Source organism: Flavobacterium sp. RHBU_24 (assembly GCF_046613695.1).
Taxonomy (GTDB): Bacteria; Bacteroidota; Bacteroidia; order Flavobacteriales; family Flavobacteriaceae; genus Flavobacterium.
In genome coordinates, this window is record NZ_JBKJHD010000013.1 from 50,666 (window position 1) to 77,185 (window position 26,520).

At 43.1% G+C, this 26,520-nt stretch carries 26 protein-coding genes and 1 tRNA gene; 20 read left to right on the top strand and 7 right to left on the bottom strand.

The window, feature by feature from the left end; all coding sequences use genetic code 11:
• Window positions 1-144 precede the first annotated feature (144 nt).
• The 4 genes from ACLI09_RS13135 to ACLI09_RS13150 all read left to right on the top strand — a co-directional run bounded on the left by ACLI09_RS13135 (window position 145) and on the right by ACLI09_RS13150 (window position 4,033).
• A complete protein-coding gene (locus tag ACLI09_RS13135; RefSeq protein WP_411420085.1) occupies window positions 145-1,137 on the top strand; it encodes a hypothetical protein in 993 nt (330 codons plus the stop codon).
• A 2-nt stretch (window positions 1,138-1,139) separates the two neighbouring features.
• Complete coding sequence (locus ACLI09_RS13140; RefSeq protein ID WP_411420086.1) at window positions 1,140-1,331, top strand: hypothetical protein; 192 nt, start codon at window positions 1,140-1,142, stop codon at window positions 1,329-1,331.
• A 157-nt stretch (window positions 1,332-1,488) separates the two neighbouring features.
• Window positions 1,489-2,856 (top strand): DUF1800 family protein, encoded by a 1,368-nt coding sequence (locus ACLI09_RS13145; RefSeq protein WP_411420087.1) that lies wholly within the window; start codon window positions 1,489-1,491, stop codon window positions 2,854-2,856.
• Between the two features lie 13 nt (window positions 2,857-2,869).
• Entirely contained in the window at window positions 2,870-4,033 is a 1,164-nt protein-coding gene (locus ACLI09_RS13150; protein ID WP_411420088.1) for a DUF1501 domain-containing protein, read from the top strand.
• Window positions 4,034-4,212: 179 nt separating this feature from the next.
• Here the strand turns inward: ACLI09_RS13150 and ACLI09_RS13155 are convergent, their stop codons facing one another.
• Window positions 4,213-4,842 carry a MarC family NAAT transporter gene (locus ACLI09_RS13155; RefSeq protein ID WP_411420089.1) on the bottom strand — a complete coding sequence of 210 codons (630 nt, stop codon included), beginning with the start codon at window positions 4,840-4,842 and terminating at the stop codon, window positions 4,213-4,215.
• A 219-nt stretch (window positions 4,843-5,061) separates the two neighbouring features.
• Here ACLI09_RS13155 and ACLI09_RS13160 point away from each other — a divergent pair, with 219 nt between their 5' ends.
• Entirely contained in the window at window positions 5,062-5,508 is a 447-nt protein-coding gene (locus ACLI09_RS13160; RefSeq protein WP_411420090.1) for a hypothetical protein, read from the top strand.
• 3 nt (window positions 5,509-5,511) lie between these two features.
• Here ACLI09_RS13160 and ACLI09_RS13165 read toward each other — a convergent pair whose 3' ends face one another.
• A complete protein-coding gene (locus ACLI09_RS13165; protein ID WP_411420091.1) occupies window positions 5,512-6,270 on the bottom strand; it encodes a phosphatase PAP2 family protein in 759 nt (252 codons plus the stop codon).
• Window positions 6,271-6,445: 175 nt separating this feature from the next.
• Here ACLI09_RS13165 and ACLI09_RS13170 point away from each other — a divergent pair, with 175 nt between their 5' ends.
• The 12 genes from ACLI09_RS13170 (at window position 6,446) to ACLI09_RS13225 (ending at window position 13,874) form a co-directional block, all read left to right on the top strand.
• On the top strand, window positions 6,446-6,670 hold the full coding sequence (locus ACLI09_RS13170) for a hypothetical protein (RefSeq protein ID WP_411420092.1): 225 nt from the start codon (window positions 6,446-6,448) through the stop codon (window positions 6,668-6,670).
• Between the two features lie 38 nt (window positions 6,671-6,708).
• Window positions 6,709-7,338 carry an EamA family transporter gene (locus ACLI09_RS13175; RefSeq protein ID WP_411420093.1) on the top strand — a complete coding sequence of 210 codons (630 nt, stop codon included), beginning with the start codon at window positions 6,709-6,711 and terminating at the stop codon, window positions 7,336-7,338.
• Between the two features lie 27 nt (window positions 7,339-7,365).
• On the top strand, window positions 7,366-7,719 hold the full coding sequence (locus tag ACLI09_RS13180; protein WP_411420094.1) for a DoxX family protein: 354 nt from the start codon (window positions 7,366-7,368) through the stop codon (window positions 7,717-7,719).
• A gap of 243 nt (window positions 7,720-7,962) precedes the next feature.
• Window positions 7,963-8,235 carry a DUF2805 domain-containing protein gene (locus ACLI09_RS13185; RefSeq protein ID WP_411420095.1) on the top strand — a complete coding sequence of 91 codons (273 nt, stop codon included), beginning with the start codon at window positions 7,963-7,965 and terminating at the stop codon, window positions 8,233-8,235.
• A 227-nt stretch (window positions 8,236-8,462) separates the two neighbouring features.
• Entirely contained in the window at window positions 8,463-9,131 is a 669-nt protein-coding gene (locus tag ACLI09_RS13190; RefSeq protein ID WP_411420096.1) for a TetR family transcriptional regulator C-terminal domain-containing protein, read from the top strand.
• A 15-nt stretch (window positions 9,132-9,146) separates the two neighbouring features.
• A complete protein-coding gene (locus tag ACLI09_RS13195; protein WP_411420097.1) occupies window positions 9,147-10,457 on the top strand; it encodes an ABC1 kinase family protein in 1,311 nt (436 codons plus the stop codon).
• Between the two features lie 239 nt (window positions 10,458-10,696).
• Window positions 10,697-11,224: an isopentenyl-diphosphate Delta-isomerase gene (gene idi / locus ACLI09_RS13200; protein ID WP_411420098.1), complete on the top strand. Its 528-nt coding sequence runs from the start codon at window positions 10,697-10,699 to the stop codon at window positions 11,222-11,224.
• 72 nt (window positions 11,225-11,296) lie between these two features.
• Window positions 11,297-11,710 carry a 6-carboxytetrahydropterin synthase gene (locus tag ACLI09_RS13205; RefSeq protein WP_411420099.1) on the top strand — a complete coding sequence of 138 codons (414 nt, stop codon included), beginning with the start codon at window positions 11,297-11,299 and terminating at the stop codon, window positions 11,708-11,710.
• Window positions 11,711-11,725: 15 nt separating this feature from the next.
• Window positions 11,726-12,694, top strand: coding sequence for a type I phosphomannose isomerase catalytic subunit (locus tag ACLI09_RS13210; protein ID WP_411420100.1), 969 nt, complete (start codon window positions 11,726-11,728; stop codon window positions 12,692-12,694).
• A gap of 55 nt (window positions 12,695-12,749) precedes the next feature.
• Window positions 12,750-13,016 carry a hypothetical protein gene (locus ACLI09_RS13215; RefSeq protein WP_411420101.1) on the top strand — a complete coding sequence of 89 codons (267 nt, stop codon included), beginning with the start codon at window positions 12,750-12,752 and terminating at the stop codon, window positions 13,014-13,016.
• Window positions 13,017-13,096: 80 nt separating this feature from the next.
• Window positions 13,097-13,170 (top strand) — tRNA-Thr (locus ACLI09_RS13220).
• Between the two features lie 101 nt (window positions 13,171-13,271).
• Window positions 13,272-13,874, top strand: coding sequence for a nucleosidase (locus tag ACLI09_RS13225; protein ID WP_411420102.1), 603 nt, complete (start codon window positions 13,272-13,274; stop codon window positions 13,872-13,874).
• Window positions 13,875-13,887: 13 nt separating this feature from the next.
• Here the strand turns inward: ACLI09_RS13225 and ACLI09_RS13230 are convergent, their stop codons facing one another.
• The 5 genes from ACLI09_RS13230 to ACLI09_RS13250 all read right to left on the bottom strand — a co-directional run bounded on the left by ACLI09_RS13230 (window position 13,888) and on the right by ACLI09_RS13250 (window position 19,035).
• Window positions 13,888-14,334, bottom strand: coding sequence for a hypothetical protein (locus tag ACLI09_RS13230; protein ID WP_411420103.1), 447 nt, complete (start codon window positions 14,332-14,334; stop codon window positions 13,888-13,890).
• 75 nt (window positions 14,335-14,409) lie between these two features.
• Window positions 14,410-15,141, bottom strand: coding sequence for a DUF4369 domain-containing protein (locus ACLI09_RS13235; protein WP_411420104.1), 732 nt, complete (start codon window positions 15,139-15,141; stop codon window positions 14,410-14,412).
• 141 nt (window positions 15,142-15,282) lie between these two features.
• Complete coding sequence (locus ACLI09_RS13240; protein ID WP_411420105.1) at window positions 15,283-17,118, bottom strand: peptidase M61; 1,836 nt, start codon at window positions 17,116-17,118, stop codon at window positions 15,283-15,285.
• A gap of 86 nt (window positions 17,119-17,204) precedes the next feature.
• A complete protein-coding gene (locus ACLI09_RS13245) occupies window positions 17,205-17,627 on the bottom strand; it encodes a PH domain-containing protein (protein ID WP_411420106.1) in 423 nt (140 codons plus the stop codon).
• Window positions 17,628-17,637: 10 nt separating this feature from the next.
• Window positions 17,638-19,035 (bottom strand): alpha/beta hydrolase family protein, encoded by a 1,398-nt coding sequence (locus ACLI09_RS13250; RefSeq protein WP_411420107.1) that lies wholly within the window; start codon window positions 19,033-19,035, stop codon window positions 17,638-17,640.
• A gap of 270 nt (window positions 19,036-19,305) precedes the next feature.
• Between ACLI09_RS13250 and ACLI09_RS13255 the strand changes: the two genes are divergently transcribed.
• The 3 genes from ACLI09_RS13255 to ACLI09_RS13265 all read left to right on the top strand — a co-directional run bounded on the left by ACLI09_RS13255 (window position 19,306) and on the right by ACLI09_RS13265 (window position 26,519).
• Entirely contained in the window at window positions 19,306-22,098 is a 2,793-nt protein-coding gene (locus ACLI09_RS13255; protein WP_411420108.1) for an outer membrane beta-barrel protein, read from the top strand.
• Between the two features lie 94 nt (window positions 22,099-22,192).
• The gene (locus ACLI09_RS13260) at window positions 22,193-25,012 is read left to right on the top strand and encodes an outer membrane beta-barrel protein (protein WP_411420109.1); all 2,820 of its coding nucleotides are present in this window, start codon (window positions 22,193-22,195) and stop codon (window positions 25,010-25,012) included.
• A 61-nt stretch (window positions 25,013-25,073) separates the two neighbouring features.
• Window positions 25,074-26,519, top strand: a complete 1,446-nt coding sequence (locus tag ACLI09_RS13265; RefSeq protein ID WP_411420110.1) for an MBOAT family O-acyltransferase — start codon at window positions 25,074-25,076, stop codon at window positions 26,517-26,519.
• The last annotated feature ends 1 nt before the right edge of the window (window position 26,520 follow it).

Sequence of the window (26,520 nt, forward strand, 5' to 3'; positions counted from 1 at the left end):
TTAGGTTCAGCTTCGGTTTCCTGTGCTGTAAATGTACTGTAAAACTACTGAAAAATACTTTTCCCGCTGTTTACCACGGGTTTGCAACGCATTTTTTTTTCAGTCCGGGTAGGTTTGCAGCATAAACATTTAAAAATCATAAACATGAAAAATCTTTTTACTTCAGCGCTTATTATCTTTTTAGGCTGTACGAATGGTAGTACCGCGCAGGAAATGGGCAACGCTAATTATGGCAATAACCATTATCAGCAAAAACAGCAAGCCATGCAAACCATAAGTTATGAGGGCAGCAACAGTTTTACCTTTAGCATACGGGGTATTTATAATGAGAAGGCGGGGCTGTATTCGGCAACGTTCAGCCTGGTGCAGGTGGGTATTACGCCAGAGGAAATAGACGGTATTGTAAACGAAAAAATAGCGAATATTAAAGCGCAGTTAAAAACTATTGACCCTGCCGCCGAGGTAATAACCGACATGATATCGTTTGTACCGGTGTATGAATTTGAGGCCTCAAAAAAGATATTCAATAAAAAGACGTATAACGAAAAGCCCGCAGGCTACGAACTTAAAAAGAACATCATTATTAAATACAAAGGACAGCTACTCGACCGGATTATTTCGGCATGCGCCAAGGAAGAGGTGTACGATTTTGTAAAGGTAGACCACGTGGTGACCAACCTTGATGCCGTGATGCAAAAGTTGCAGCAAAAAACACTGGAAGAATTTAACAGCAAGCTGAAATTTTATTCAGAATTAAAAGGCGAAGACCTTACCAAGAAGAAGCGCACGTTTAGCGAAAGCTTTAACGTGGCTTACCCTATAGAAAGCTATGCGGGGTATACCGCTTTTTCGCGCCACCAGCTGCCTTATACAAAGAATGCGGTGATAAACGAAACGGCTAAGAACGAAACCCAATATTACAACCCCGTAATGTTAAAAACCCATACCTACGTTATAAACCCTGAAGTTACAGAGCCGGCGGTACAATTGTTTTATGACATAGCCGTAACCATCGACCTTACCAAACCGGAGCCGCCGGCTACTATAACGCCTCAGCCTAAATCTGCCCCTCCGGTAGAAAAGAAACAGATATATATGGTTACCCAAAACGGCGATATCAAACAGCTTATTTTTTAATTATGAAAAAATTATTGCAACTACTGCTATGCCTGTTATCGTTAACGGCATTGGCGCAGGCTTCCAGCATAGAATATAGCCAGCAGAAAGTATTGTTTAAAGTAAGTTTTGATAAAAGCCGCCCAAAAGCATACTTATGGAAGTCAAAAGCCTTACTGCCCGCCTTACCTGTTATCGTTGTTAGTATTGCTTGAGGTATCTTTTTGGGAAATAAATAACTGTATATGCGTTGCGTACATACGTTCGACCTTATAGAAGACCCAGAAAAATTTAACTAATAATTTAAACTTTTAAGCGTTATAAACGTCTAACCCATATACCCGCATTATTACTTATCATATACTCGATATTATGAACAACGCACATCTTTGGTCATTGCGCCTTGGCTTTAGTGGGAAACAGGCAAGTGAAATTAAAAAGGAGGGAATAAAAGCCTTCCTGCAAAAATCTTTTGCAGCGCCACTGCCTACAGATGAGCCACCGCTTATCAATAAAATGCCAAAAACAGTAGAGGAGTATGAGGCTCTTAAAAAAAAGATGAGTCTAACCGAAGAAAGCAGAATGGAGGCACGGAAAAATTATGATGACGGCGTTATTGACATAAAAACATGGTGGATTGAAAAAATGGACACCAGCTCATACCCCCTGCGCGAAAAACTAGTACTGTTTTGGCATAATCATTTTGTGGCTTCATCAAATATTACCTACCGCAACTACCAGCATAATCAACTTTTGCGGGTTGAAGCCTTTAGCAATTTTAGAGAACTCACAAAAAAAGCCATACAAACTAATGCACAAATACAATATCTGGATAATAATAGAAACCGCAAAGGAAATTATAATGAAAACCTTAGCCGTGAGCTTTTAGAGTTATTTACACTGGGAATAGGCAACTATAGCGAACAGGATATTAAAAATGGAGCAAAGGGCCTGGCAGGACTTACCGCCGGCGATGATAAGGGCCATTATATAAAGGCTAAAGAAAATAACGAGCCCTTTATATATTTTGGGAAAACAGGTAATTTTAAGGCAGACGAGATGGTAGATATTATTTTTGAACAAAAAAATGCTCCCTATCTTATTACTTCTAAAATATTGAAATGGTTTATTTATGATAATCCGCCCCAAGATTTGGTACTATACTATGGTAATTACCTGCGAGAGGTTGATTATGAGATGAAGCCATTTCTGATAAAGATATTTACCGAGGAATATGACAAACCCACTGAGGGTTCAAAAATAAAAGATCCGCTTGTCTACATATTGCAAATTATAAACGAACTGGGTTATAAGAATATTGACTATAAACTTGTACATGTTTTTTTAAAAAGCCAAAATATGGATCTTTATAACCAGTTAAATGTAAAAGGCTGGGAAGGAGGCAAAAGCTGGATAACAGCTCAACTTTTTATGCAGCGTAATCTTGTTGCAGACCGATTGTGTAAAGGGAGGCTACAAAACAATAATATTTCTAAAAGCGCACAAACAGAAAAGGGATATGAGCTAAAGCCAAAATTAATTTATGAAACACACAATGGCAATACCGGCGTAATTGAAAGTCTTAAAAACAGGCTCTTGTTTGCTACCGACGATACACTTGAAGAAAGCTTTAAAACTATATTACCGTATGATTTTGACCCTAAAAGCCAGGGTGCCGAAAACGGTGTATTACGCCTATTTAATTTTATAGTTAAGACACCTGAATTTCAGTTAATTTAAATGATGAAAGATTATGCACAGGAGAAATTTTTTTAAACTTACCGGTACATGCACCGGAGGGTTGCTACTGCTTCCTGATTTTTTGTACTCTTATGCCCTTCAGGAAAATCTTACCCCCGGCGACAGCTGCCTGGTTTTTATCCAGCTAAATGGCGGTAATGATGGGCTAAATACCTTTATACCTTACCAGGATGAACTGTACTACAAGTACCGCCCCGCTATAGCTATTAACAAAAACGATATAATAGCCGGCCATAACGGCATGGGCTTTCACCCTGCTCTTAAGGGCCTGGCCGATATCCAGCAAAAAGGAGACCTTACCGTTATACAAAACGTAGGATACCCTGAACCAAACCGCTCCCACTTTCGCAGCCAGGAAATATGGGTAACAGCAGCGCCAAACGAATATCTTAGTAACGGCTGGCTGGGCAGGTTTTTAGACCTGCAGTGCGATGCACATAATCCTACCGCCAGTATCAATATAGATAATACCGATACACTGGCTTTAAGGGGAAATGAACTAAATACCATAACGATAAATAATCCTGTAGGAATAAAAAATAATATAGAGAATAAAACCGGTATATTAAGCCAAAACCCTCAACTCGATTTTGTACGCAAACTGTCGAACTCGGTAAATGAAAGCGCTGACAAAATAAAAACCGCGCTTAACAAAGCAAAGCCAGCCGATATCAGTTACCCAAAATCGCAGACCTCAAAAAAAATGGAATGGATTGCAGGGCTTATTAAAGGCGGGCTGAATAGTAAAGTGTACTACACTTCACTATCCGGCTTCGACACGCACGAGGGGCAGCTAAACAAGCATAAAAGCAAACTTGCCGAAGTAAGCGATGCTGTACATGCTTTTTATACCGACCTTAAGGCTGCAAAAAAGATGGACGAAGTAACCGTGGTTATTTTTTCAGAATTTGGCCGCAGGGTGCAGGACAATGGGCACGGTACAGACCATGGTACCGCCGCCCCCATGTTTATCATAGGAGGAAAAAACAAGGGGAAGGTAATAGGGAAAAATCCTGATCTTGTAAATCTTGACCATGGCGACCTGATACATGAACATGACTTCAGGAGCGTATATGCCGCCCTGCTAAAAGATAAATTTTCTTTTGATCCTAAACAAATAGGCATCAACAACGCGGCGCTAACAGGAATATTTTAAAGCCGGGATATTTCAGTTACGTTTACGCTATGGAAAATGTGCCTGAAGTTATATTTACAAAAAATTGTACAAGTATTAATTTTGAAGGAGGCTCTTTAAACCAAAGGTACGAGGGAAAATTAACAGTTGGTGGATAGCACGCATCGGTGTAGGCAACACGACGATAAAGATTATCCAACCTAAAAATTAATCGACGTTATAATATTTTGTACCGAACTGATGATGTACTGAACCCCGATGGCAACAGTAATAAACCCGATAATGCGCGATATGGCCACAATACCAGACGCGCCCAGTATGCGGGAGAGGTAATGCGCGCTGCGCAGCATTAAAAAAATAACCAGCGCTACCGATGCCATAGCGAGTACCGCTATTATTTTCTGCCAGATTTCGGGATAGTCAGGGTACATGGCTATGAGCAGGGAGATGCTGCCCGGCCCGGCCAGTATGGGTATAGCCAGGGGAGAAAGGGCTATGTCGTTACGGTTTTGCGCGTCTTCTTCAATTTCCCTGTGCATACCGCGGCCTTTGTTAAAACGGCGGTTAAGCAGGGAGAAGCCGCTGTTTACAATGATAAATCCGCCGGCTATACGGAGTGCGTCGATACTTATACCGAAGAACGTTAGGGCATACTGTCCTATAAAAAATGACACTATCAGGATTATAAATACATTTATGGCGGTCCAGAAGGAGATGCGCTGGCGTTCGCGAAGGGAATCTCCCTGGGTAAGGCCCACAAAAATAGGCACTGCACCAAGAGGGTTAATAACCGAAAAAATTGCTGCAAAAATGTAAATGAATAATTCCATACGCCCGGTTTAGAACGGCAAAGGTACAAATGTTTGAAGAATTATTATTTTTGACCAATTATTAATTGCCTCCATTACATAGCAACAAACTGATAAATCTGCGGGGCAGGAAGTGCAAGCAATTTATTACCTCTACGTTTATACATCTTTTAAGCCGTTAATTGTGTAGGTAATAAAGATTCTGATGTTACGTTATAACAGTACTAAAATACCTTAAGCATGAAGAAACTGTTACTCATACCGGTAATGTTGTTATTGGCAGCATGTGGAAATTCATCAACAATTAATAAAGATTTTCCTGATAACCGCTGGCCAAAAACCTATATACAAACATTTAGTGTCAATGTTACGGGAGATGGTATAACTCAACTCGGGCTGCTGTTTTCTTTTGTATCCGGCCCCCAGTTTACCGATATTCCGCTATCCATAGGCATCACCGCACCCGATGGCAGCACACAGTATGTCTCTATACTGCTTGACCTTACCGGCAAAGCCGACGGCAGCTCCTTAGACTGCGCGGGCGACGTATGCGACCTCCATACCGTTTTAAAAAACACGGTATTAACAAAAGGAGACAATACCATTACCATCAAAAATAATTTTAAAGGGCCTTATGTGCCTAATGTGCTGGCCGTAGGGGTGGATTTAAAAGAGTTTAAAGAATAATGATTAAAGCCGTATTGCAGCGGCCATACCCATTTGCTGCCCGTTATAAAATGGCAATACCATTCCGGTAGTTTTGCTTTCATGCCCACCAAAAATATATTTTTTAATAACCGGGAAAAGCCAGTACGCAGCCTTGGTACTCAATATGCCTATACCCGCCCCGGCGGCCACATCGGTAAGCCAGTGACGGTCGTTGTACATGCGGAATATACCCGTACCGGCAGCAACGGCATAGCCGGATATACCATACCATATATTTTTATCTTTATACTCCTGCCATAAAAATTCAGCGCCACTAAAGGCTGTAGCCGTATGCCCGGAAGGGAAAGAGTTCTCTGAAGTCCTGTCAGGCCGGTATTCATGTACCGTGTGTTTTAATGTGGTTACGGTTGTAGCCATTATAAGGTATGATGTAGCCATTATAATAGTACGGTCGCCCAGGTTATGCCTACCTTCAATCCCTGCAAAGTTTAAGGCGTAAACCGATAGCATGGGAACATACTGGCTAAAGTCATCAATAGTTATTTTTTGGTCAATATCTTCCTTCACTTCGTTGTGGATGTTTTGGTTGTAAATAATAAGCTGGTCAGACCCAATACCTATTACCCCATAGCCAATAAGCACCCCCGGAATGATAAGCTGCCTGTACCCAAATTGGTGTTTTGATGTGTCGGGCTGCCATATGGTGTCGGAAACTGTAAGGTTGTCCTGCGCCTGGCCCGATAAAGAAATAAGGCACATTGCCAAAAGTAACTTGTTCATTTAAAATTTGTTATTAGGACGCGATGTTGTATTAAAGCCCTCCCCTTTTTAAAATGTGAGTACACTACCACAACTGTATTTATTGCGAATTATTGCACTGTTAATAAATACCTTCCGGTTGACGACTACTTACCACTTAAACACTAACTTTGCCCGCTTTTTAAAAATTTAAAAAATGGTTAGCAACAACATGGTTAAGGGAGTACTGCTGGTAGGGCTGGGCGCGGCAAGCTATGGCCTGCTGGCTACATTTGTAAAAATGGCCTATGCCAAAGGCTACACTACCGCCGAGGTTACCGTTTCGCAAATGGTATTGGGCATTGTATGCGTGGCAGCGTTATGGTTATTCCAAAAGAGTAAGCAACCCAAGGATGTAAAGCGACTTCAAACAATATCCTAGCCCTGCTCCTGTCCGGCACTTCTATAGGCTTTACCACTGTGTTTTACTACCTGGCGGTAAAGTATGTACCTGTATCTGTAGGCATTGTGCTCCTCATGCAAAGCGTATGGATGGGCGTACTGGCAGAATGGATGATTACAAAACAAACGCCATCGCCTAAAAAAATACTGGCTGTAGTAGTGGTAATTGCTGGCACGTTACTGGCCACCAACCTTTTAAAAACCGATGCATTGCCACACTGGCATGGTATACTATGGGGCCTGCTGGCGGCAGTAAGCTACACAGTTACCATGTTTGCAGGCAACCGCATAGCCATAAACCTGCCACCCGTACAGCGCAGCCTCTATATGCTGTATGGCGCAGCGGTGGTAGCACTGGTATTTACCGCCATTACCTGGCCGGGGCATTTTACTGTTGAGATTCTCTATACCTGGGGTATCCCCCTGTCGGTTTTTGGCACGCTGCTGCCCCCATTGCTTATGAATGCCGGTTTCCCAAAGATACCCATGGGCATGGGCAGCATAGTCTCGGCGGTAGAATTGCCGGTATCGGTTACCACAGCCTATATTGTGCTGCACGAAACCGTAAGCACATCACAATGGCTGGGTATAGCCCTGATACTGGGCGCCATTGTTTTAATGAATATTTCACACAATAAACAGGGATAAAGTGTACATTTGGCAAAACGCTATACCATGCAGCTACCGTGGCACCTCTATCTTATGGCACTACTGTATATACTGGCGGGACTTAACCATTTAAGGGTACCGCGGATGTATATAAAAATCATCCCCGTACAGCTGCCGAACCCTAAGTTACTCAACACACTTAGCGGAATAGCAGAGATACTTTGCGGTATAGGGCTTTGCATACCGGCCATTTCGCACTTAGCGGCCTGGGCTACCATAGGGCTGCTTGTAGCCGTATTCCCCGCAAACATATACATGGCGGTAAACCCTGAGGCAGCATTGGGCCTGCCAAAGTGGGCCGTACTGCTGCGCCTGCCCTTTCAGCTTTTGCTTATCTACTGGGCATTTCAATATACCTAAGGATTTTGCAGCTCTTTATCAATGCTTTTTTGTATGATGCATTTAATAATTTCCTGCTTAAAACATACTTTTTAGCAGTATACTTAAAAATTATTCAAAGAAAACAGGGCTTAGGGGTATGTTTTTTAGGATTTTAAAAAAAATAAATCACAACTTATATTTTATCGTATTTTTTACTAATATTGAAAGAAGCAATCCTTTAATCTATAATAATATTTTTTTTGAATTAATTTTTTCAGGGTGATGAAAAAGAGCAGCCGTTTAGAGTTAAACCGGGAAGCGCTAGATAAAATAGCATCGCTTGCCCAGGAAGAGAAAAAACCATTTGAAGAGATAAAAGCCCAGTATGGCCTCTCTGAAAAGGAAGTGACCGACATAATGAAGAAAAGACTGTCTCCCGACGGTTTTGAGGCGTGGAAAAAAAAGACGGCTGCAAAAAAACCAAAACCAAAGCCGCTGAATACACTTGAAGACGATGACCTCGACTCTAAGTACTATTTTAATAAGAAATTTTAAACTGACTCTCCTTTGTGGGAGTTTTTTTTTGCACGGCACATATCTTTACTAAAGGCTTGTGTAACATTAATTCGTAATTCCTTTGCTTAAATTCACGCCTACTCAAGGTATTCGCGAACGATATTCCTTACAGAAGCTTTCATTTTTTTTGAACGATAATTAACACACCTTCAGCAGCATCGTGTTTAATTGCTTAGTAAATTTACAGTCAATTAACACTTTTAGCTATGGCAACAAAGAAAGTAATACCACCAACAGAACCTACAAAATCTGAAATTATTGATCAATATGCAGATTATTGCCTTATGCACGGCCACAAACCTGCTTCGGTATATAAGTTTGCAAAAGATAACGGCTACGAAGAAGCCACCTTTTATAAATATTACAGCTCGTTTGAGGTGCTTGAGCGCCATTATTTTGCGGAGATGTTTAGCCACGCGCTGGAGGCGTTAGAGCAATCGCCCGCCTATGCAGCATATGGCGGCGTAGAAAAATTATCTGCCTTTTACTTTACCTTTTTTGAAATTGCTACCGCAAACCGCAGCTTTGTGGTGTACAGCCTTACCGAAGGCAGTGGCACGCTTAAAAACCTGATGAAACTGCGCGAACTCCGCAAAGAATTTACCGTATATGCACAGGCTATACTTGATAAACCATTTGACCTGAAACACCCAAGGGCTGAGAAGATACAGCAGGATGCACTGCGGGAAGGGGCATGGCTACAGTTTTTAACCATCTTTAAGTTTTGGCTGCGCGATACCTCTCCGGGCTTTGAAAAGACCGATGTGTTTATCGAGAAATCCGTTAAAGCATCGAGCGATTTGGTGTACAACACCCCGCTAAATAGCCTTTTTGACCTGGGCAAATTCATCTGGAAAGAAAAGTTTACGGTTTAACTAAAACCCCACAAAATGAAACGATTAGATTCTATCCCCACCAATAAAATTGAGCGGGTTACCAAACTCGTGTCTACCGGAGTTAAAATAGGCGGCAACTACCTTAAATATTACGGGCAGAAAATGGTGAACCCCGAAACCACTAAAGACGCCCTGCACGAAAATAACGCCACTGATATTTATGACGGACTAGAAGAGCTGAAAGGCAGCGCCCTTAAAGTAGCACAGATGCTGAGCATGGAAAAAAACCTGCTGCCCCAAAGCTATGTAGAGAAATTTTCGTTGAGCCAGTTCTCGGTACCTCCATTATCAGGCCCACTGGTAATGAAAACGTTTAAAAAATACTTTGGCACAGAGCCGCACGTGCTTTTTGATGAATTTAGCGCCGAGAGCGTTAACGCCGCCAGCATCGGCCAGGTACACCGTGCCAAAAAAGGAGGTAAAGACCTCGCGGTAAAAATTCAGTATCCCGGGGTGCGAGACAGTATTGGGACAGATATTGCCATGGTAAAACCCATTGCGCTGCGCATGTTTAACCTGAAAGGTACCAGCGATGAGTACTTTCAGGAAGTGGAAGACAAGCTGATGGAAGAGACTGATTATACGCTGGAGCTACAACAAAGTGAAGTAGTACGCATAGCCTGTGCTAAACTTGATAACCTGCGTTTTCCCACCTATTACCCCGAACTGAGCTGTGAAAAAATCATTACGATGGACTGGATGAGGGGCATCCACCTTTCTGAATGGTGCAAGCAGGAGCACAGCCAGGAAAAACGTAATAAAGTAGGCCAGGCGCTGTATGATTTTTATATGTACCAGATACACGGGCTGCACAAGTTTCACGCCGATCCGCATCCGGGCAACTTCCTGGTTGATGAAGATGCTAATTTAATAGCCATCGACTTTGGCTGTATGAAGGAGCTTCCAATGGAGTTTTACACGCCCTATTTTGAGCTAATACAGCCAGATACTTTAGATAATGATACTTTATTTACCGAAAAACTTATAACGCTTGACGTACTGAAACCAGACGATACCCCGCAGGAGTTGGAGTATTTTAAAGAACTGTTCCATGAGTTGCTCAATGTGTTTGTAGAGCCGTACCGCCACACGCGTTTTGATTTTTCGGGCGAATCGTTTAACAACGCCATTGCGGGGCTTAGCGAGCGCTTTGCAAATGACAAGAACATCCGCAAGATGAATACCAACCGCGGCAGCAAACATTTTATTTATGTAAACCGCACCTTTTTTGGGCTGTTTAGCCTATTGTTTGATATAAAAGCGGAGGTGGATATTTATGGGTTTGAGAGATATCTGAAACAATGATGAATTTTAAAATTTAAATTCATCTGCCTGATAAATATTAGCCACGAATTGCATTAATTGTGACAAATTTAAATTTGTATAAATTAGTGCAATTCGTGGCTTTTTTAATTGTATCTGTACGCCTCTGCGCCTTCTGTGTGTGCCTCCGTGAAATTGCCAAAAACAAAACCACTGCTAACAAAACGTTAATCGCCTAATTTCCGCAAAAGTTTTCTTATTTTTGAAAGCTATAAGACGTTATGACGGAAGAACAAGTAATACTGGTAAACGAGCAGGATGTGCCCATTGGCCTAATGCCAAAGATGGAAGCGCATGAAAAAGCCCTGCTGCACCGTGCCTTTTCGGTATTTGTGGTAAACAGCAAAAATGAGATTATGCTACAGCAGCGCGCCGCCCACAAGTACCATTCGCCCCTCTTGTGGACGAATACTACCTGTAGCCACCAGCGCGACGGCGAAAGCAACATTGAAGCCGGTACACGCCGTTTACAAGAGGAGATGGGTTTTAGCACCCCGCTTAAGGAGCTCTTTTCGTTTATTTATAAAGCGCCTTTTGATAACGGCCTTACCGAGCATGAGTTTGACCATGTAATGATAGGCCTTTACGAAGGCGAGCCCAGCCTGAATCCTGAGGAGGCCGAAAGCTGGAAATGGATGGCGGTTGAAGAGGTACGTGATGATATGCGGCTGCACCCCGAACTGTATACCGTATGGTTCAGGATTATATTTGATGAGTTTTACCATTTTTTAGAAGAACATAAAGTATAGTTGATGGTTGTCGGTTGATGGTTGTTGGAAGCTGCCGTCAACCGGCAACTAACAACCAACAACTGACTACCAATGAGAGTAACCGTAAGCCGAAGCGCCCATTTTAATGCTGCCCACCGCCTGTACCGCAAAGACTGGGCGGAGGAACAGAATAATGCAGTCTTCGGCAAGTGCAATAACCCTAACTTCCACGGGCACAACTACGAGCTGATTGTAAGCGTTACGGGTGCCATTGACCCTGATACGGGCTATGTTATAGACATAAAAATACTAAAGGATATTATTACCGATGAGGTAGAGGTGCCTTTTGACCATAAGAACCTTAACCTTGATGTGCCTGAATTTGCCGACCTGAACCCCACGGCCGAAAATATAGCCGTGGTGATATGGAACCGCATACGCCGCCGCATAGCCGAAGATAAAAGCCTGGAAATAACATTATACGAAACCCCGAGAAATTTTGTAACCTATAAAGGAGAAAGCTAACCTAACAAACAATTTATGAGTACTAAACATTACCCACTCGTTTTTACGCCCATATTACAAGACCGCATTTGGGGCGGTACAAAACTAAGGACCGACCTTGGTAAAGACATACCTACCGAAACTACAGGCGAAAGCTGGGAACTTAGCGCTGTTGAAGGCAACGTAAGCATAGTGAAAAACGGCGCCCTTGCCGGTACGCCGCTTACCGATTTGCTTGAGCAATACCCTGATGATATACTGGGTACTGCGGTACACGCGAAGTTTGGCAAGCAGTTTCCGCTGTTGTTTAAATTCCTGGATGCCCGCGAAGACCTGAGCATACAGGTACACCCGAATGATGAGTTGGCAAAAAAACGCCATAACTCATTTGGCAAAACCGAAATGTGGTATGTAATGCAGGCCGACCCGGGTTCGCGCATTATTGTAGGCTTTAACCACACATCGAGCCCGGAAGAATATGTAGAAAAGCTCGAAAGTAAACAACTTATAGATATATTGAACCAGGTACCGGCAGAAAAAGGCCAGGTATTTTTCCTTGAAACCGGGACCATACACGCCATAGGAGCGGGTATTGTTATCGCGGAAATTCAGCAAACAAGCGACATTACCTACCGTATTTACGATTGGGACAGGGTAGATGCTAACGGCAATGGCCGACAGCTGCATGTAGAAGAGGCGCTTGACGCCATGAACTACAATGAGACCGATACCCAAAAGCACTACACTACCCAATCGAACAAGAGCAACACGATGGTAGACTGCCCGTATTTTACAACTAACTTTTTACCTTTAGATGGCAGCACAACTGTAAGCCGCAGCGGCGAGAGCTTTACGGTTTACATTTGTACGGATGGTGAGTTTACGGTTGATATAGAAGGCGAAGCCTATAGCTTTAAAAAAGGAGACACAATACTGGTGCCGGCTGCTGTAAAAGCATTTACGCTGGCAGGAAATGCTACTTTGTTAGAAATATACATTTCTTAACAGATTTTATTAACAAAAGGCGTAATTTTGCGCCATAATTTAAAAGAACAGAGAAATGGCAAGTGTAAGAAACTTAAAAAAAGACATCAATTTTGTATTGGGCGATATCATTGAGGCAGTATACCTTAATGAACTTGTAAAAGACGGAAAATCTGCAGCAGCAGGAGAAGCTATTATAGATGAGGCTATTACCGTATTTGACGACCTTATGAAGCAGGTTAATGCAAAAAAGGTAGAAGATAAAAAAGCACACTTTAAGCAAATAAACAAAAAACTTGAAGAAACTGCTAACCAGCTTATTGGGAAACTAAACGCGCTGTAAGCAAAAAATATCAATAAAAAGTGCCGGTATTTCTTTGGAAATTTAAAATCCACTGTTATATTTGCACCCGTATTGAGAATGCCGGTGTAGCTCAGCTGGCTAGAGCAGCTGATTTGTAATCAGCAGGTCGTGGGTTCGAGTCCCTCTATCGGCTCAGTATAAAACCACCCTATTCAGGGTGGTTTTTTTGTTTTTACCTATATTCATTCCCACAAAATCTTTCCATTATCTTTGCGCCAACTTAAAAACTCCTCTATGTTGCATACTTCGGTAGATAATTCCCACATCAAACAATTGCTGAATGATAACCCGCTGTATGTTTTTGCGCTCGAATCTGAAGCTGCAAATGAGTTTGCCGACGAAAAGCCGCTCTTTGTAGGCGTGGGCAAATTAAATGCTATGTACCACCTCATGAAGCGCATACAGCATGAGAAACCAGGTATTATAGTGAATTTGGGTTCTGCGGGCAGCCTGGAGCACAACAGGGGGTCGATAGTGTGCTGTACGGGCTTTGTGCAGCGCGATATGGATGTAACGCCACTGGGCTTTGACAAATACCATACGCCCTTTGCTACGCATGAGCCGGTACTGCTTAACGGGCTTAAGGCCGAAGGCTTTCCATTGGGCATTTGTGGCACGGGCGACAGCTTTGTGGTAAACCATGATACAGCCGATTATAATGTAATTGATATGGAAGCTTATGCCATGGCGTGGCTGGCACTGCATGAAAACATACCGTTCTTAAGCCTTAAATACATATCAGATGGTGCAGATGGTGCCGCAGCCGAGGACTGGCCCGCAACTATAAAACACGCCGCGGCAGCACTTAAAAGCGCGGTAGTGAGCCTCCGTATTTAACGAGATAAAAAGCTTAATTGTTTTTTTTTAACACAGCCTGGAGCAGGTTCCACAAAAAAAGCGGTTGGGCAAGCAGGGCCGTACCGCAGCACCCCAGGCTAATTATTTCGTTAATACGGTATACATAAGTGTAATTTTGAACAAAGCAACTGTTAATAAAAACAACGATAGCATTTAATAAAACAGCGCCTATGGTTATATAGGCGTGCAGTAACGTTACTTTTTTATTAAGCTGCAGGTTTAACCTGTCGGCAAAATAATAACCAAGTGCCAGAACAAGGTACGCCACTTTAAAAAGTATGCTTAGCTGAAAACCATCAAGGTACATGTAGCGGTTAAACAATGTAAAGCCTACCATACCACCCTGCCCTCCAATCATAATAATAAGGGCATATAGAAAGATGCCCAGCGATGCAAAGAAAAAATATAGGTAGGTGTAATTTATTATGCTTGTTTTCACAATCATTGAATAGTTGAATGCAAAACAAATGTAGCATTTTTTCACAAAAATGGCAAAGCGTTATAACTTTCGCGCTTATTTTACAGCTTCCGCTTCATACTTTTTACGGTCGGCCACATATTTGGTAAGCATCCTGCCATATTTAGATGCGGCTACCTTTTTTGTCATGCCTTTTTGTATGGTATCAAGATATTTAGTGTTTATATCCTGTATTTCAGACAGCGCTATGTAAGGCGCTACCTCATACTTACCGTTTTTAAGCGCAAAGTTTGCGGTATACAGGTAGCGCCTTTTTTGGTTTTGCTCTTCAGCTGCGGCGATACTGTCCAGCCGTGCAACATCCGCTACCGCTGTGGCTTCAATATTTTTTTGCAGCAGGTCAAGGTGCTCATCCGTAAAGCGGGCCCTTACCTTTTTAAACTCTTCATATTTGTCGTGATTTTTGCTGCCGGTAATTTTTGCTTTAGAATAAAAATAGTCGAGTGTAGTTTCTATATTAACGGTACCCGGCTCTGCAAAAAACTTCAGGTTATCATCTATACTTTCCGTTGTACCGCGGTCTATAACAAGGTAAAGCATTTCGGGAGATTCCAGCTTCAGGTAGCTTTCAAAAGCCGAATTACCGTCTACCTCTATAGTATCGATATTTACCAGGCTTGTATCTACTTCTCTTTTAATAAACAGTTTTCCGCTCTTAAAGCCCTTTACATTTCCGGTTATGTGCACGTTGGCATCACCGTGGGTTTCTTTATTGCAGGCGGATACTAATAATGCAAGTGCGGCAAATGCAGGGAAAAGTTTTTTCATGAAGCGGTTATCTGTTTTTAAAATCAGCGCAAAGTAATAAAAATTATGGATTAGACATTGTATCGCCTAAAAATTGTTTTTATAAAAAAATCCCCAACATTTTGTGCGTTGGGGATTAAATTTAAAAAAGTCGTTATAGTATTAGCCTTTAAGCCAAGCTTCGCGCAGTGCGGCTTTAGAAGCATCAGTAGCTTTCCAGCCTTCTACATCTTCGGTAGGCAGCTTTATCTTCCCTTTTACAACCTGCTCTTTACCGTCGCGTTTTATTTTTACGCTAATGGCATCGCCATCTTTCCAGCTCAGGCTGGTAGTAATAAAGTCGTTAATATTATCCAGGTTGTACTCTTTTTCATTAAAAGCAAGCAATACGTCGCCTTTCTGAATGCCTAAAGTGGTAAAGAAAACATTAGGCTCTATATCCGGCCTTACAAAAATTGCTTTTGTCTGGTCTATACCTACCAACGGTTCCCTCATACCTTTAAGGAATGGGTTACCCGGTTTAGAGGTAGCGGAAGGTGTTACGCCCACTTTCGCAAAATACTCCGCGTAAGGTATAGGTGTAGGCCCTGCTACGTATGTTTTAAGGAACTCACCTACTTCAGGATAGGTAAGTTCTGTAATTTTTCCAAACAGCTCGGCATCGTCAAAAGGCTTGTTGTTACCGTACGCCTTGGTAAGGTCGCGCATCAGTGTAAGTATACCTTTCTGGCCTTTGCTCTCCTCGCGGATGATGATGTCTACGCACATGGCTATCAGCGCCCCTTTTTCATAAACATTGCGGTATTCTTTTTTATAAGGCTCTGCCAATACCCCTTTACTCATTACGGTAAACGGCATAGTATCGTCAAACTCGCCGGCGTTTGCTATCTTCTCGGCCATACGTATAAAAAAGGCGTCTTCATCAATAAGCCCCTGGTTTACCTGGAACAGGTTAGCAAAATACTCTGTTACACCCTCATACATCCAAAGGTGCTCACTCATTTTTGGCGCGTTAAAGTCAAAGAACTGAATTTCTTTACTGTGCACACTAAGCGGCGTTACAATGTGGAAGAACTCATGCGACACAATATCCTTAAGCTGCTCTGCAAGCGCTTCAACCCCCATAGTTTCCGGCATTACAACCGTGGTACAGGTGGGGTGTTCCAGCGCGCCAAAGCCAGAAGCATCGGTTTCGGTCATGTCTGAAAGGTATACCAGCACGGTATATTTTTTATTGGAGTTAATGGCGCCCAGGAATTTCTTTTGGGCACGCATAGTCTTCTCCATCATTGGGGTAATGTCTTTAGCCGTTACCTTGCCGTTTGGCGAATATACTGCTATCGTAATATCCATGCCTTCGGCGTTAAATGTGGTAAAATCGGGCTTGGTATACATTATAGGGTATTCGGTAAGCTCCAGGTAGCGTGATGTTTTAAACTGGTCTGCCGTGTCGCTCTTATCAAGGTCTACCATACTGGTAAAGCCCGTAAGCATTGCCGGGTGGCTTATGGTAACATCATAAGGTGTTTCGGTCATACCGCTAAAATAGCCAACAAATGCGTGCGTGTTCAGCATTATGTTTGTACCCGCCGCTATGTTACTGCCCGATGGCGAAAATATTTTCTCTTTCCTTTCGCTTTCATTATCGTAGGTGTCGTTTACCAGGTAAGTAAGCTTTGCCAGCTTGTTAGCGCCGTCTATTTTCCAGGAGTTTACGTCGCCTTTAGTTACTGTAAGTTCTTTGCCTTTTTTGTCATAAGCCTTTACACCTTCAATAAACTGCCCGTAATCGTCATCGCTGTACGTACCGGGAACCGTTTTAGGTATGTAATACGTAACCGTTTTTTCTTTAATTGCCGCGGGGGTAACCGTAACCATTACTTTATCGTCTTTAATAGTAGTAAGGTCAATAGCCACTTTAACGTCGCCTCCTTTTTGCGCATGCGCCAGCCCACCCATGGTTAGGGCAAAAGCAAGCGAACAGATAATTTTTTTCATATAATAACTTTTGTTGCGGTATAAGTAACCAATATGTTTAGTTTGTTACAAGCCAAATGTATAAAAATAATAGTTCAGCCTGTTTTTTACTTCTTCTTTCGCGGTACAAATACTATGCCCGGGTTTATTTGCTGCATGTGTGCTATAAAACCGGCTTTATCTTTTGGCGAAATAAGGAGGTAGCCGTCACCATGCGTAATGCCCAGGCGGTCAATAGAAGTTGCCGGGGCGCTAAGCGGGTTAAATGTTTCTTCAATCTTAGTGATGGATAAAATAGCCACCGGCCTGTAAGGAATAAAAAGCACATATGCCCGTAGTGTAGTACCCTTAACCTTGTAGTATGTGGTACAAAGCAGGGCGATAACCAGTACCATAACCCCGGCCATAACATACAGGCCTCCTGTACCTTTACCCGGGGTATTTGCCTCGGCAATAAACGCCGGAATAAAGCATGCTGCAAGCAGGGCGATGATTTCCCACCCTATTTTCGATTTATAAACGGTTACCATAGCAAATAATTTATTTTACCTGAATGGCTATCCAGTCGCCCACAATTTTAAGTGCGGCGGGGTTAAAAGTCTCCTCAATATCGCCGTATTCTGACGGAGCGCCCGTAGTACTGGCCTGGAACAGGTGGTTAAGCCCCGGAAGCTCTTTTGTTATAACTTTTTTATTACCGCTTTTATCTGCTGCACGCTTTATGGCATCAAGGTTTGCCTTGGGAGCCACCTGCACGTCTTTATCGCCATTTATCGCAAGTATTGGGCATTGCAGTCTTTCTAACACGGGATAAGGGTTATAGCGTATAAAATTAATGTACCACGGCGTGGTATAGTCACTCAACTGGGATTCTATATTGTTTACGACCTCACTTTCAGGTATGCCCTTAGAAATCAGCAGCGGTTTAAGGTCTTTATTCAGCGCCGCCCTTAACCTGGTTTTTAACACCGCGGGGTTGTCTTCCTCTTTTACAATAGTATATATACCGCGGTTTATGCTACCCAGTTTAGCTAAATCTTCTTCAGGCATGCCGTTTGCTTTTCCTGCAAGGTAATTTTGTAGCATTAAAAGTTCATCCCCGGGTATCGCGGTACCCGCCAGCAATACTATAAAGGCCACATCAGGGTGGTTTGCGGCCACTATGGGCGCTATAATGCCACCCTCGCTATGGCCCGCCAGCCCTATTTTTTTCGCGTTGATTTCTTTACGGGTCTTAAGGTAGGCAAAGGCCGCTTCAGCATCGGTCGCAAAATCGGCAGTAGTAGCAGTACTGAATTTTCCGGTGCTTTTGCCCACGCCGCGGTCGTCATACCGCAGTACGGCGATGCCCTGGCGGGTAAGGTAATCGGCAATTACAAGGAATGGCTTGTGGCCCAGTATTTCTTCATCCCTGTTTTGCGGGCCGCTGCCGGTTATTAATACCACCGCCGGGTAGTTGCTGCCGCCCTGTTTTGGCAATGTAAGTGTTCCCCCTAATGAGATGCCTGCTTTATCATTACTAAAGCTAACTTCTTCCTCATAATACGGATAGGGCTTTTCAGGCTCCTGCGGGCGCTTAAGTGTTTCTTTTTTTATTTCAGTTCGGCCAAAATTAAGCGGGACATCTACACCTTTTTGACTAAAATTGCCTTTTATTTCGGTCCCCGCTACCGTGCCTTTATAATTAATGCCGCCCTGCGGAATGGCAAAAGCAAAGATGCCACTTTCAAAAGCCACCGTGGTAAGCGGTATACCGTTAGCGCCCTGGTCTGGGCTGTCCATAGTACCACTGTAGCCGTTTTCCAGTTTGGTTATATGCAGGCTTATGCGAAGTTTTCCGCCAGGGAAAACGAGCCTGCCGTGCCAGTCGCCTGTTATATCCTGCGCGTTACTTATTGCTGTAAAAAAAAGTAATGTAAATAAAAGTAGTTTTTTCATGGTTGTGTTAATACGGTATACTGATTTTCAAGTTTCGGCGTAATAAATACATAGCCTTATCCTGAAAGGCAAGATAGAAATAAATTCTGTAGCTGCTGCAAAGCTTCGGCACAGAATAAATATTTGGGTTAGCCCGGGGCGCGCAAACACTGCCATTTTTTAGTAAAAATGATTCTAAAAGAAGCAACTTGCACAATTTTTCTTGCATTTGACATAACAAAAACCGTATTTAGCGTTTTATATCATCATCAATCAAAATCATCAAATCAAATGCGCACCTTAATCACCGTGCTGTTACTAGCATTCTCATGGGCTGTTTCTGCCCAAAACATTACCCTCTCCGGCAACGTAACCGACCCTGACAACGTTCCACTGGAGGCCGCAACTGTGTACATCAGTTCAGCTAAAGATTCTACCCTTATCAATTACACCATTACTGATAATAAAGGCGGCTGGCAGCTTAAAACCAGGGCCTTTGATGCGCCGGTCTACCTAAAGGTGTCTTACGTGGGTTTTACCACGCACAGGCAGCTTATAGATAAAATTACCTCAGATACTGATTTTGGAACGATACAGATGCAGGACAAAGGTACCAACCTTAACGAAGTGGTTATAGAAGGCGAAGTACCGCCCATACGCATAAAAAAAGACACGCTGGAGTTTGACGCGGCCTCGTTTAACGTGCGGGAGGATGCCAATGTGCAGGAGCTGCTTAAGCAGCTGCCCGGTGTAGAAATAGACGAAACCGGCAAAATTACCGTAAACGGTAAAGAGGTAAGCCAGATACTGGTTAACGGAAAGCCCTTTTTTGATAAAGACGGCAAAATTGCGCTGCAAAACCTTCCGGCAGAGATAATCAATAAAATACAGGTTAGCGATACTAAAACGAAGGAGGAAGAAATGACCGGGCAAAAATCTACCGGTAACGAGGCCAGCATAAACATAACTATAGACGAAGAAAAGAATAAGGGAATATTCGGGCGGGCCACTGTGGGCTTCGGCACAAGCGGAGTTTATGAACACAGTATGCTGGCCAATTATTTTAAAGGTGAACGGAAGATAAGTGTGCTTGCCAGTACCAACAACATCAACTCCACAGGGTTTTCTATGGATGAGATTTTTGACAACATGAGTGGTGGGCGCAACACAAGTGCCTGGAGCGACGGTAAGAGCTTTAACATAAATGGTATGCAGTTTGGCGGTGGCCAGGGTATTACCCGTACCGATATTGGAGGCGCGTATTATGCGGATAAGTGGGCCAAGGGCTTTGAGGGCGCAGTGAATTACTTTTATACCGGTACAGACAGTAAAAACGATACTGAAAGCAAAGTAACTACCTTTGTGCCAAAAGAAACCGAAACGGATGCAGACCAGAGCTATGTAACCGAAAGCACAGGCAAGAACCACCAGGACCGATACGGCCATTATGTAAACACGCAGTTTGAAATAAAAGCCGACTCTACGTTTACCATTTATGCCGAACCTAAATTCCAAAAGGGGCATAATTACACTAAAAACGAGGCCTCCAGCAGTACCTATCGCCTGGCTTCGGGTGAAGTGCTGAACGATAACAATGGTGTTAACTCATCAGAAAACAATACCACCGGTTTTAGCAATACGCTTGTAGCCACTAAAAAATTCAACGCAAAAAAAGGGCGGTTCCTGAGCTTCGACCTGGAAAATAACAACCAGAAGGGCGACAACTATAACCTGAACAACACCATTACCAATACCTATGATTATGCCGGTGGCACACCGGTTGTGACTACCGAAAACCGCAACCAGATACGCCGCACCGATACCAGTAAAGACATCTACCATTTTTCGGTGTCGTATGGCGAGCCGGTAACCGATTCCAGCAACGTGTATTTTCAGGGTGAAGTGTGGCGCGAAACCGAAAGCGAAAACCGCAGGGGTTACAACTTTAACCAGGGTACTGATAACTACAGCGACTATAACGATGCGCTGAGCGGTTACCTGAGCGCTAAAACCAACAGGGCAAAACCGGCACTGGGATACAACTTTACCAAATCTAAAATGTATTTTAATATAGAGGCCGGTACATTCTTTATAGACTATGCGGCAAACGGCAGCTATCTGGGCAATGGCCTTAGCGCCAAGCGTAATGAGGTTATACCTAATGTAGAGATGTACCTTAACTACAATTTTACCAAAACACGCAGCTTTAGTATTAGTTACGATTACAACTTTACCGCCCCGCAGGCATCGCAAATACTGCCCGTGGCCGATGTACTTAACCCGCTAACCACTATAATAGGCAACAGCGACCTTGACTTTGTAAAAACGCATAACCTGTGGATAAACCTGTATGACTACAACTGGTCTGAAAAAATAGGTTACAACATCTATGCGGGGGGTACATATTACCAGAATAATATTTCTACCAGCACGCTTATCGACGAAAATGCCCGTACAACCGTATCATATTTTAACGTAAACGATACCTACCAGTACTGGCTTGGCGGCCAATATGGTAAAACATTTAAACGCGAAGCGCACAGCCTCAACGCGTCGGTAGGTATGTATATAGAAAGCGGGCTTAATAAAGGGCGGCAAAACGAACAATTGTTTACATCGCTTTCATATTCAACAGAGCCCTGGGTAGGCTTAACATACAGTTATGGCGAGCTGCTTACCATAAACCCACGTTACCGCATAGAGTTTAACCAGACCGATTATGATAATTATGTAATTAGTTCGGCAAAAAGCACCATACACCGGCTGAGCCTTGCCACTACCAGCCGCTGGCCCAAGCATGTAGTTTGGGGCAACGACCTTACTTACAACTACAACTCGCAGCAGGCATCGTTCCGCAAGTCATATTACCTGCTTAACACCAGCCTTGGTTACAACTTCCTTAAAGACAAATTTACCTTTAAGGTAAAAGTATACGACTTACTAAACCAAAACCTGGGTGCCTCACGCAGCCTTACGCCTACGGGTATTTCAGAACAGCTCAATACCGTGCTTAAGCGCTACGTAATGTTTTCGCTAAGCGTAAAGCTTGATAAATTTGCAGGTAAAAAAGAGGAACAGAAATAAAGCTGGTTACTGCATTTATCTATAAATTGCAACTGTAGTTAAACCTTTGCTGGTATATGCAGTCTTTTAGCTATACAATAACCAACATCCCTAAATGCGCATACTCATTACCCTGCTCCTATTGGCCTGCACAACTATTGGCTACAGCCAAAATATAACCCTGACGGGTACCGTGACTGACCCTGACAACCTTCCGCTGGAATCGGCAACGGTATACCTAAGCAGTGTAAAAGACTCTACCCTGGTAGAATACACAATTACTGACAGCAAAGGCAACTGGGTTATAAAAACACGTGCCACCACAAAAGAACTTTACCTGAAGGTAAGTTTTGTGGGATTTACCAATTACCAGAAAAAAGTGGGTGCAATAACTGCCGATACTGATTTTGGAACGGTAAAAATGGCTGAGGGTACTGACCTTAAAGAGGTAGTTATAGAGGGTGAAGTGCCACCCATCCGTATAAAACAGGATACGCTGGAGTTTGATGCGGCATCGTTTAAAGTGCGGCCCGATGCCAATGTGCAGAGCCTGCTAAAGCAACTCCCCGGCGTGGATATCGATGATACCGGCAAGATAACCGTAAACGGCAAAGAAGTTAACCAGATACTGGTAAACGGCAAGCCCTTTTTTGATAAAGACGGTAAGATAGCGCTGCAAAACCTTCCGGCAGAGGTGATAAAAAAGGTACAGGTTACTGATACCAAGACCAAACGGGAGGAGTTGGCAAAGCAACGGGCCAGCGGCGATAACAGCACTATAAACTTTACCATAGACGAAGACAAGAACAAAGGTATTTTTGGCAAGGTGATGGGTGGCTACGGTACTGACGACCGCTATGAAAGCAATGCTATAGTAAATTACTTTAAGGGCAAGCAAAAGATAAGCCTGCTGGCGGCGAGCAACAATATAAATTCGTCAGGGTTTAGCAACGACGAGATTTTTGACAGCATGGGCGGAGGCCGCAACATGAGCGTATGGAGCGGAGGCGATGGCAGCACCTATATAAACGGCGTGCGCGTGGGCGGCGGAAGCGGTATTACCACCACAAACGCGGTGGGGCTTAACTATGCCGACGAATGGCTTAAAGACCTTACCCCTGCGCTTAATTATTTTTACACCAGCACCAATTCTAAGAACGACAGCCGCAGCCGCAACGAAACATTTTTGCCTGATAACGCAGGGAGCCTGATAAACGAATCGGTTAGCAGGAGCGAGAACATCAAATTTAGCAACAATATCGGCACAGAGTTTCAGTATAAGATTGACAGTACATCTACCCTGTTTTTTGACCCGAAGTTTATTCGCTCTAACAGTAAAAGTACGCGATCATCAACTCAAACCACAACTGACGATGAAGGCACCTTACTGAACGAGGCTAACGGGCAAACCCTCGCCGACAGCGATAATTCAAACTTTGCAAGTTCTATTAATTATTTTAGGACGCTCAGCAAAAAAGGCCGCTCTGTAAATGTGGAGCTTACTAATAGCAATACAAAAGACGACGCGGCAAACATAAACAATACCGTTACCCGCTTTTATGAGGATACCAATGATGACGGCACCATCGAAACTCGCGAAGACATAAGAAACCAGCTTCAAAAAAGACAGCAGGTAAACGACAGCTACGCGCTCGACCTGCTGTATACTGAACCGATAAGCGACTCGATTGATGTTAGTATAGGCACTTTTTATAACCGGGATAACAGCATAGAAAACAACAAAGGTTTTGATTATGATGGCGCCACCAACGACTATACCGCAGTAAACGACCTAATAACCAGTTATTACCAAAGTAAAACTTCAAAACTAAACCCGTATGCCATCATTCACCTTAAAAAGAAGAAGATCGATATAAATGGTAATATTGGCACCGCCCTTTATAATTTTGATAATTACGGCGAGTACTTGGGTGAGCAGTACCGGGTAAACAAAAACTTTGTACTGCCCACCGCGCGCGTTGGTTTCAGGTACCGTTTTGACAGAGGGAAAACATTTTATTCGGGTTACAGCTTTAACGTAAATATGCCATCTGCAAGGCAAATACTACCTATAAGCGATGTAAGTAGCGCACTGAGCACTATAAGCGGTAATGCCGACCTGAAGCCAGCCAAAAACCACAGCATTAACCTTAGCTATAATAATTACGACTGGGCTACCCGGTCCGGCTACTACCTTTATGGCGGCGCTACGATTAATGAAACGCAGATAGTAAACTACACAATAGTAGACAGCGTGGCAAAGCGAAACACCACTTACAGAAACATAAATGGAGGATATAATGCCAGGCTTGGCGGTAATTTTAGTAAATCGATAAAAACAGAAAAGGGCAACACCTACCGTTATACTTTAGGCATACGCAGCAATTACAGCCTTGATAAGGGATTTACCAATGCCACGTTGTATACCGCCAAAGCTTTTAGCGTTACACCAAATGTTAACTTTAATTATGACCTTGGCGAACTGCTAAGCATCAATCCGTCTTATTCTTACACATTTAACGATACCCGGTATACTAATTTTGACAGGGCTGGCGCAACTAATTTTGTGCATAAGGCCACACTATTGATAACCAATTACTGGCCGAAGCATTTTGTGGTAGGCAACGATTTTAACTACACTTATAATTCGCAATTAAGTGCAGGATATAAAAAAGATTTCTTTTTATGGAACACCAGCGTAGGCTACAATTTCCTGGCCGATAAAATGCTGTTTAAGGTAAAGGTATATGACCTGCTGAACCAGAACCTGGGTACCGGGCGCACCATTACCCCAAATGGCATTAACGATTACCAGAATACGGTACTTAAGCGTTACCTTATGTTTTCGCTAACTTACAAGATAAACCAGTTTGGCGGTAAAAAAGGAAATAATGAATCGCCCGGCGGCAGGAGCGGCAGAAGGGGTCCGGGATAAATTACAGTCTTGCGAATGTAATTTTATAGTATATTGCCGCAACTTTATCACGTAGCTTATAATGCTGTTTAACTCACTACAGTTTGCCGTTTTTTTTGTAATTGTCTTTGCCTTATATTGGCTTGCGGGCACCAGGAGGCTGTGGCTGCAAAATACGCTGCTGGTAGTAGCCAGCTATTATTTTTATTGCAGCTGGAACTGGCGCTTTGGCCTGCTGCTCGCCTTCTCTACCCTGCTTGACTTTTATAGCGCCAGGGCCATAGCCGCATCGGTAAGGCATAAAAAAGCGTGGCTGTATACCGCTATTACCATTAACCTGGGGCTGCTGGCATTTTTTAAATACTATAACTTTTTTATAAGCTCGGCAGCACAGCTGCTGGAGTCTTTTGGGTTTAACGCTAATGTTTACCTGCTATCGGTTGTCTTGCCGGTAGGCATTTCGTTTTATACATTTCATGGGTTATCTTATGTTATAGATGTGTATAAAGGCCGCATTTCCCCTACTGCAAACATCGTAAACTACAGCCTGTTTGTAAGCTTTTTTCCGCTGCTGGTAGCAGGCCCTATAGAGCGTGCCACGCATTTGCTCCCGCAAATACAAAAGCCCCGCGCTTTTGACTATCCTTTAGCAATAATTGGGATGAGGCAGGTACTATGGGGTTTGTTTAAAAAAATGGTCATTGCCGATAACTGCGCCTACTTTGTAAACCATATATTTGCTAACTATCAGTACCAGCCGGCAAGCAACCTGGTTTTTGGTGCATTTCTTTTCTCTTTTCAAATTTATGGCGACTTTTCGGGGTATACTGATATTGCATCGGGTGTATCAAAGCTTTTAGGCTTTAACCTCCTCAAAAATTTTAATTACCCTTATTTTTCCAGGGACATTGCCGAGTTTTGGCGGCGCTGGCACATATCGCTTACTTCGTGGTTTAAAGATTATGTGTACATTCCCCTGGGCGGCAGCCGCGGCAGCCGTTTTCAAACCGTTCGCAACGTATTCATAATTTTTTTAGTAAGCGGCCTGTGGCATGGCGCAAATTTTACTTTTATTGCATGGGGGTTACTGCACGCCGTTTATTTTTTACCCCTGCTCCTTGCCGGCACTAACCGCAAAAACACAGCAATAGCTGCTCAGGGAAAGATCATTCCGTCGTTTAAAGAATTCATCAATATCGTGGTAACGTTTAGCCTTGTTACCATTGGGTGGATATTTTTCAGGTCGGCAACCTTACCGCACGCAATAGGGTATTGCCGCAGGTTGTTTTCACCAACCTTATTCAGCATACCTCAATTTGACAATAAGCCTTATGCACTTACGGTTCTTTTACTTGTAGTGGCTTTTATAACCGCCGAATGGCTGGGAAGGGAAAGTGATTTTGCCATTGAAAAAACCGCTGTTACATGGCCCCGCCCTTTACGCTGGCTTTTCTACTGCATAATGGTGTTTCTTTTGATATTGTTTATGAGTTTTTCTGAAGTGCCTTTTATTTATTTTCAGTTTTAAG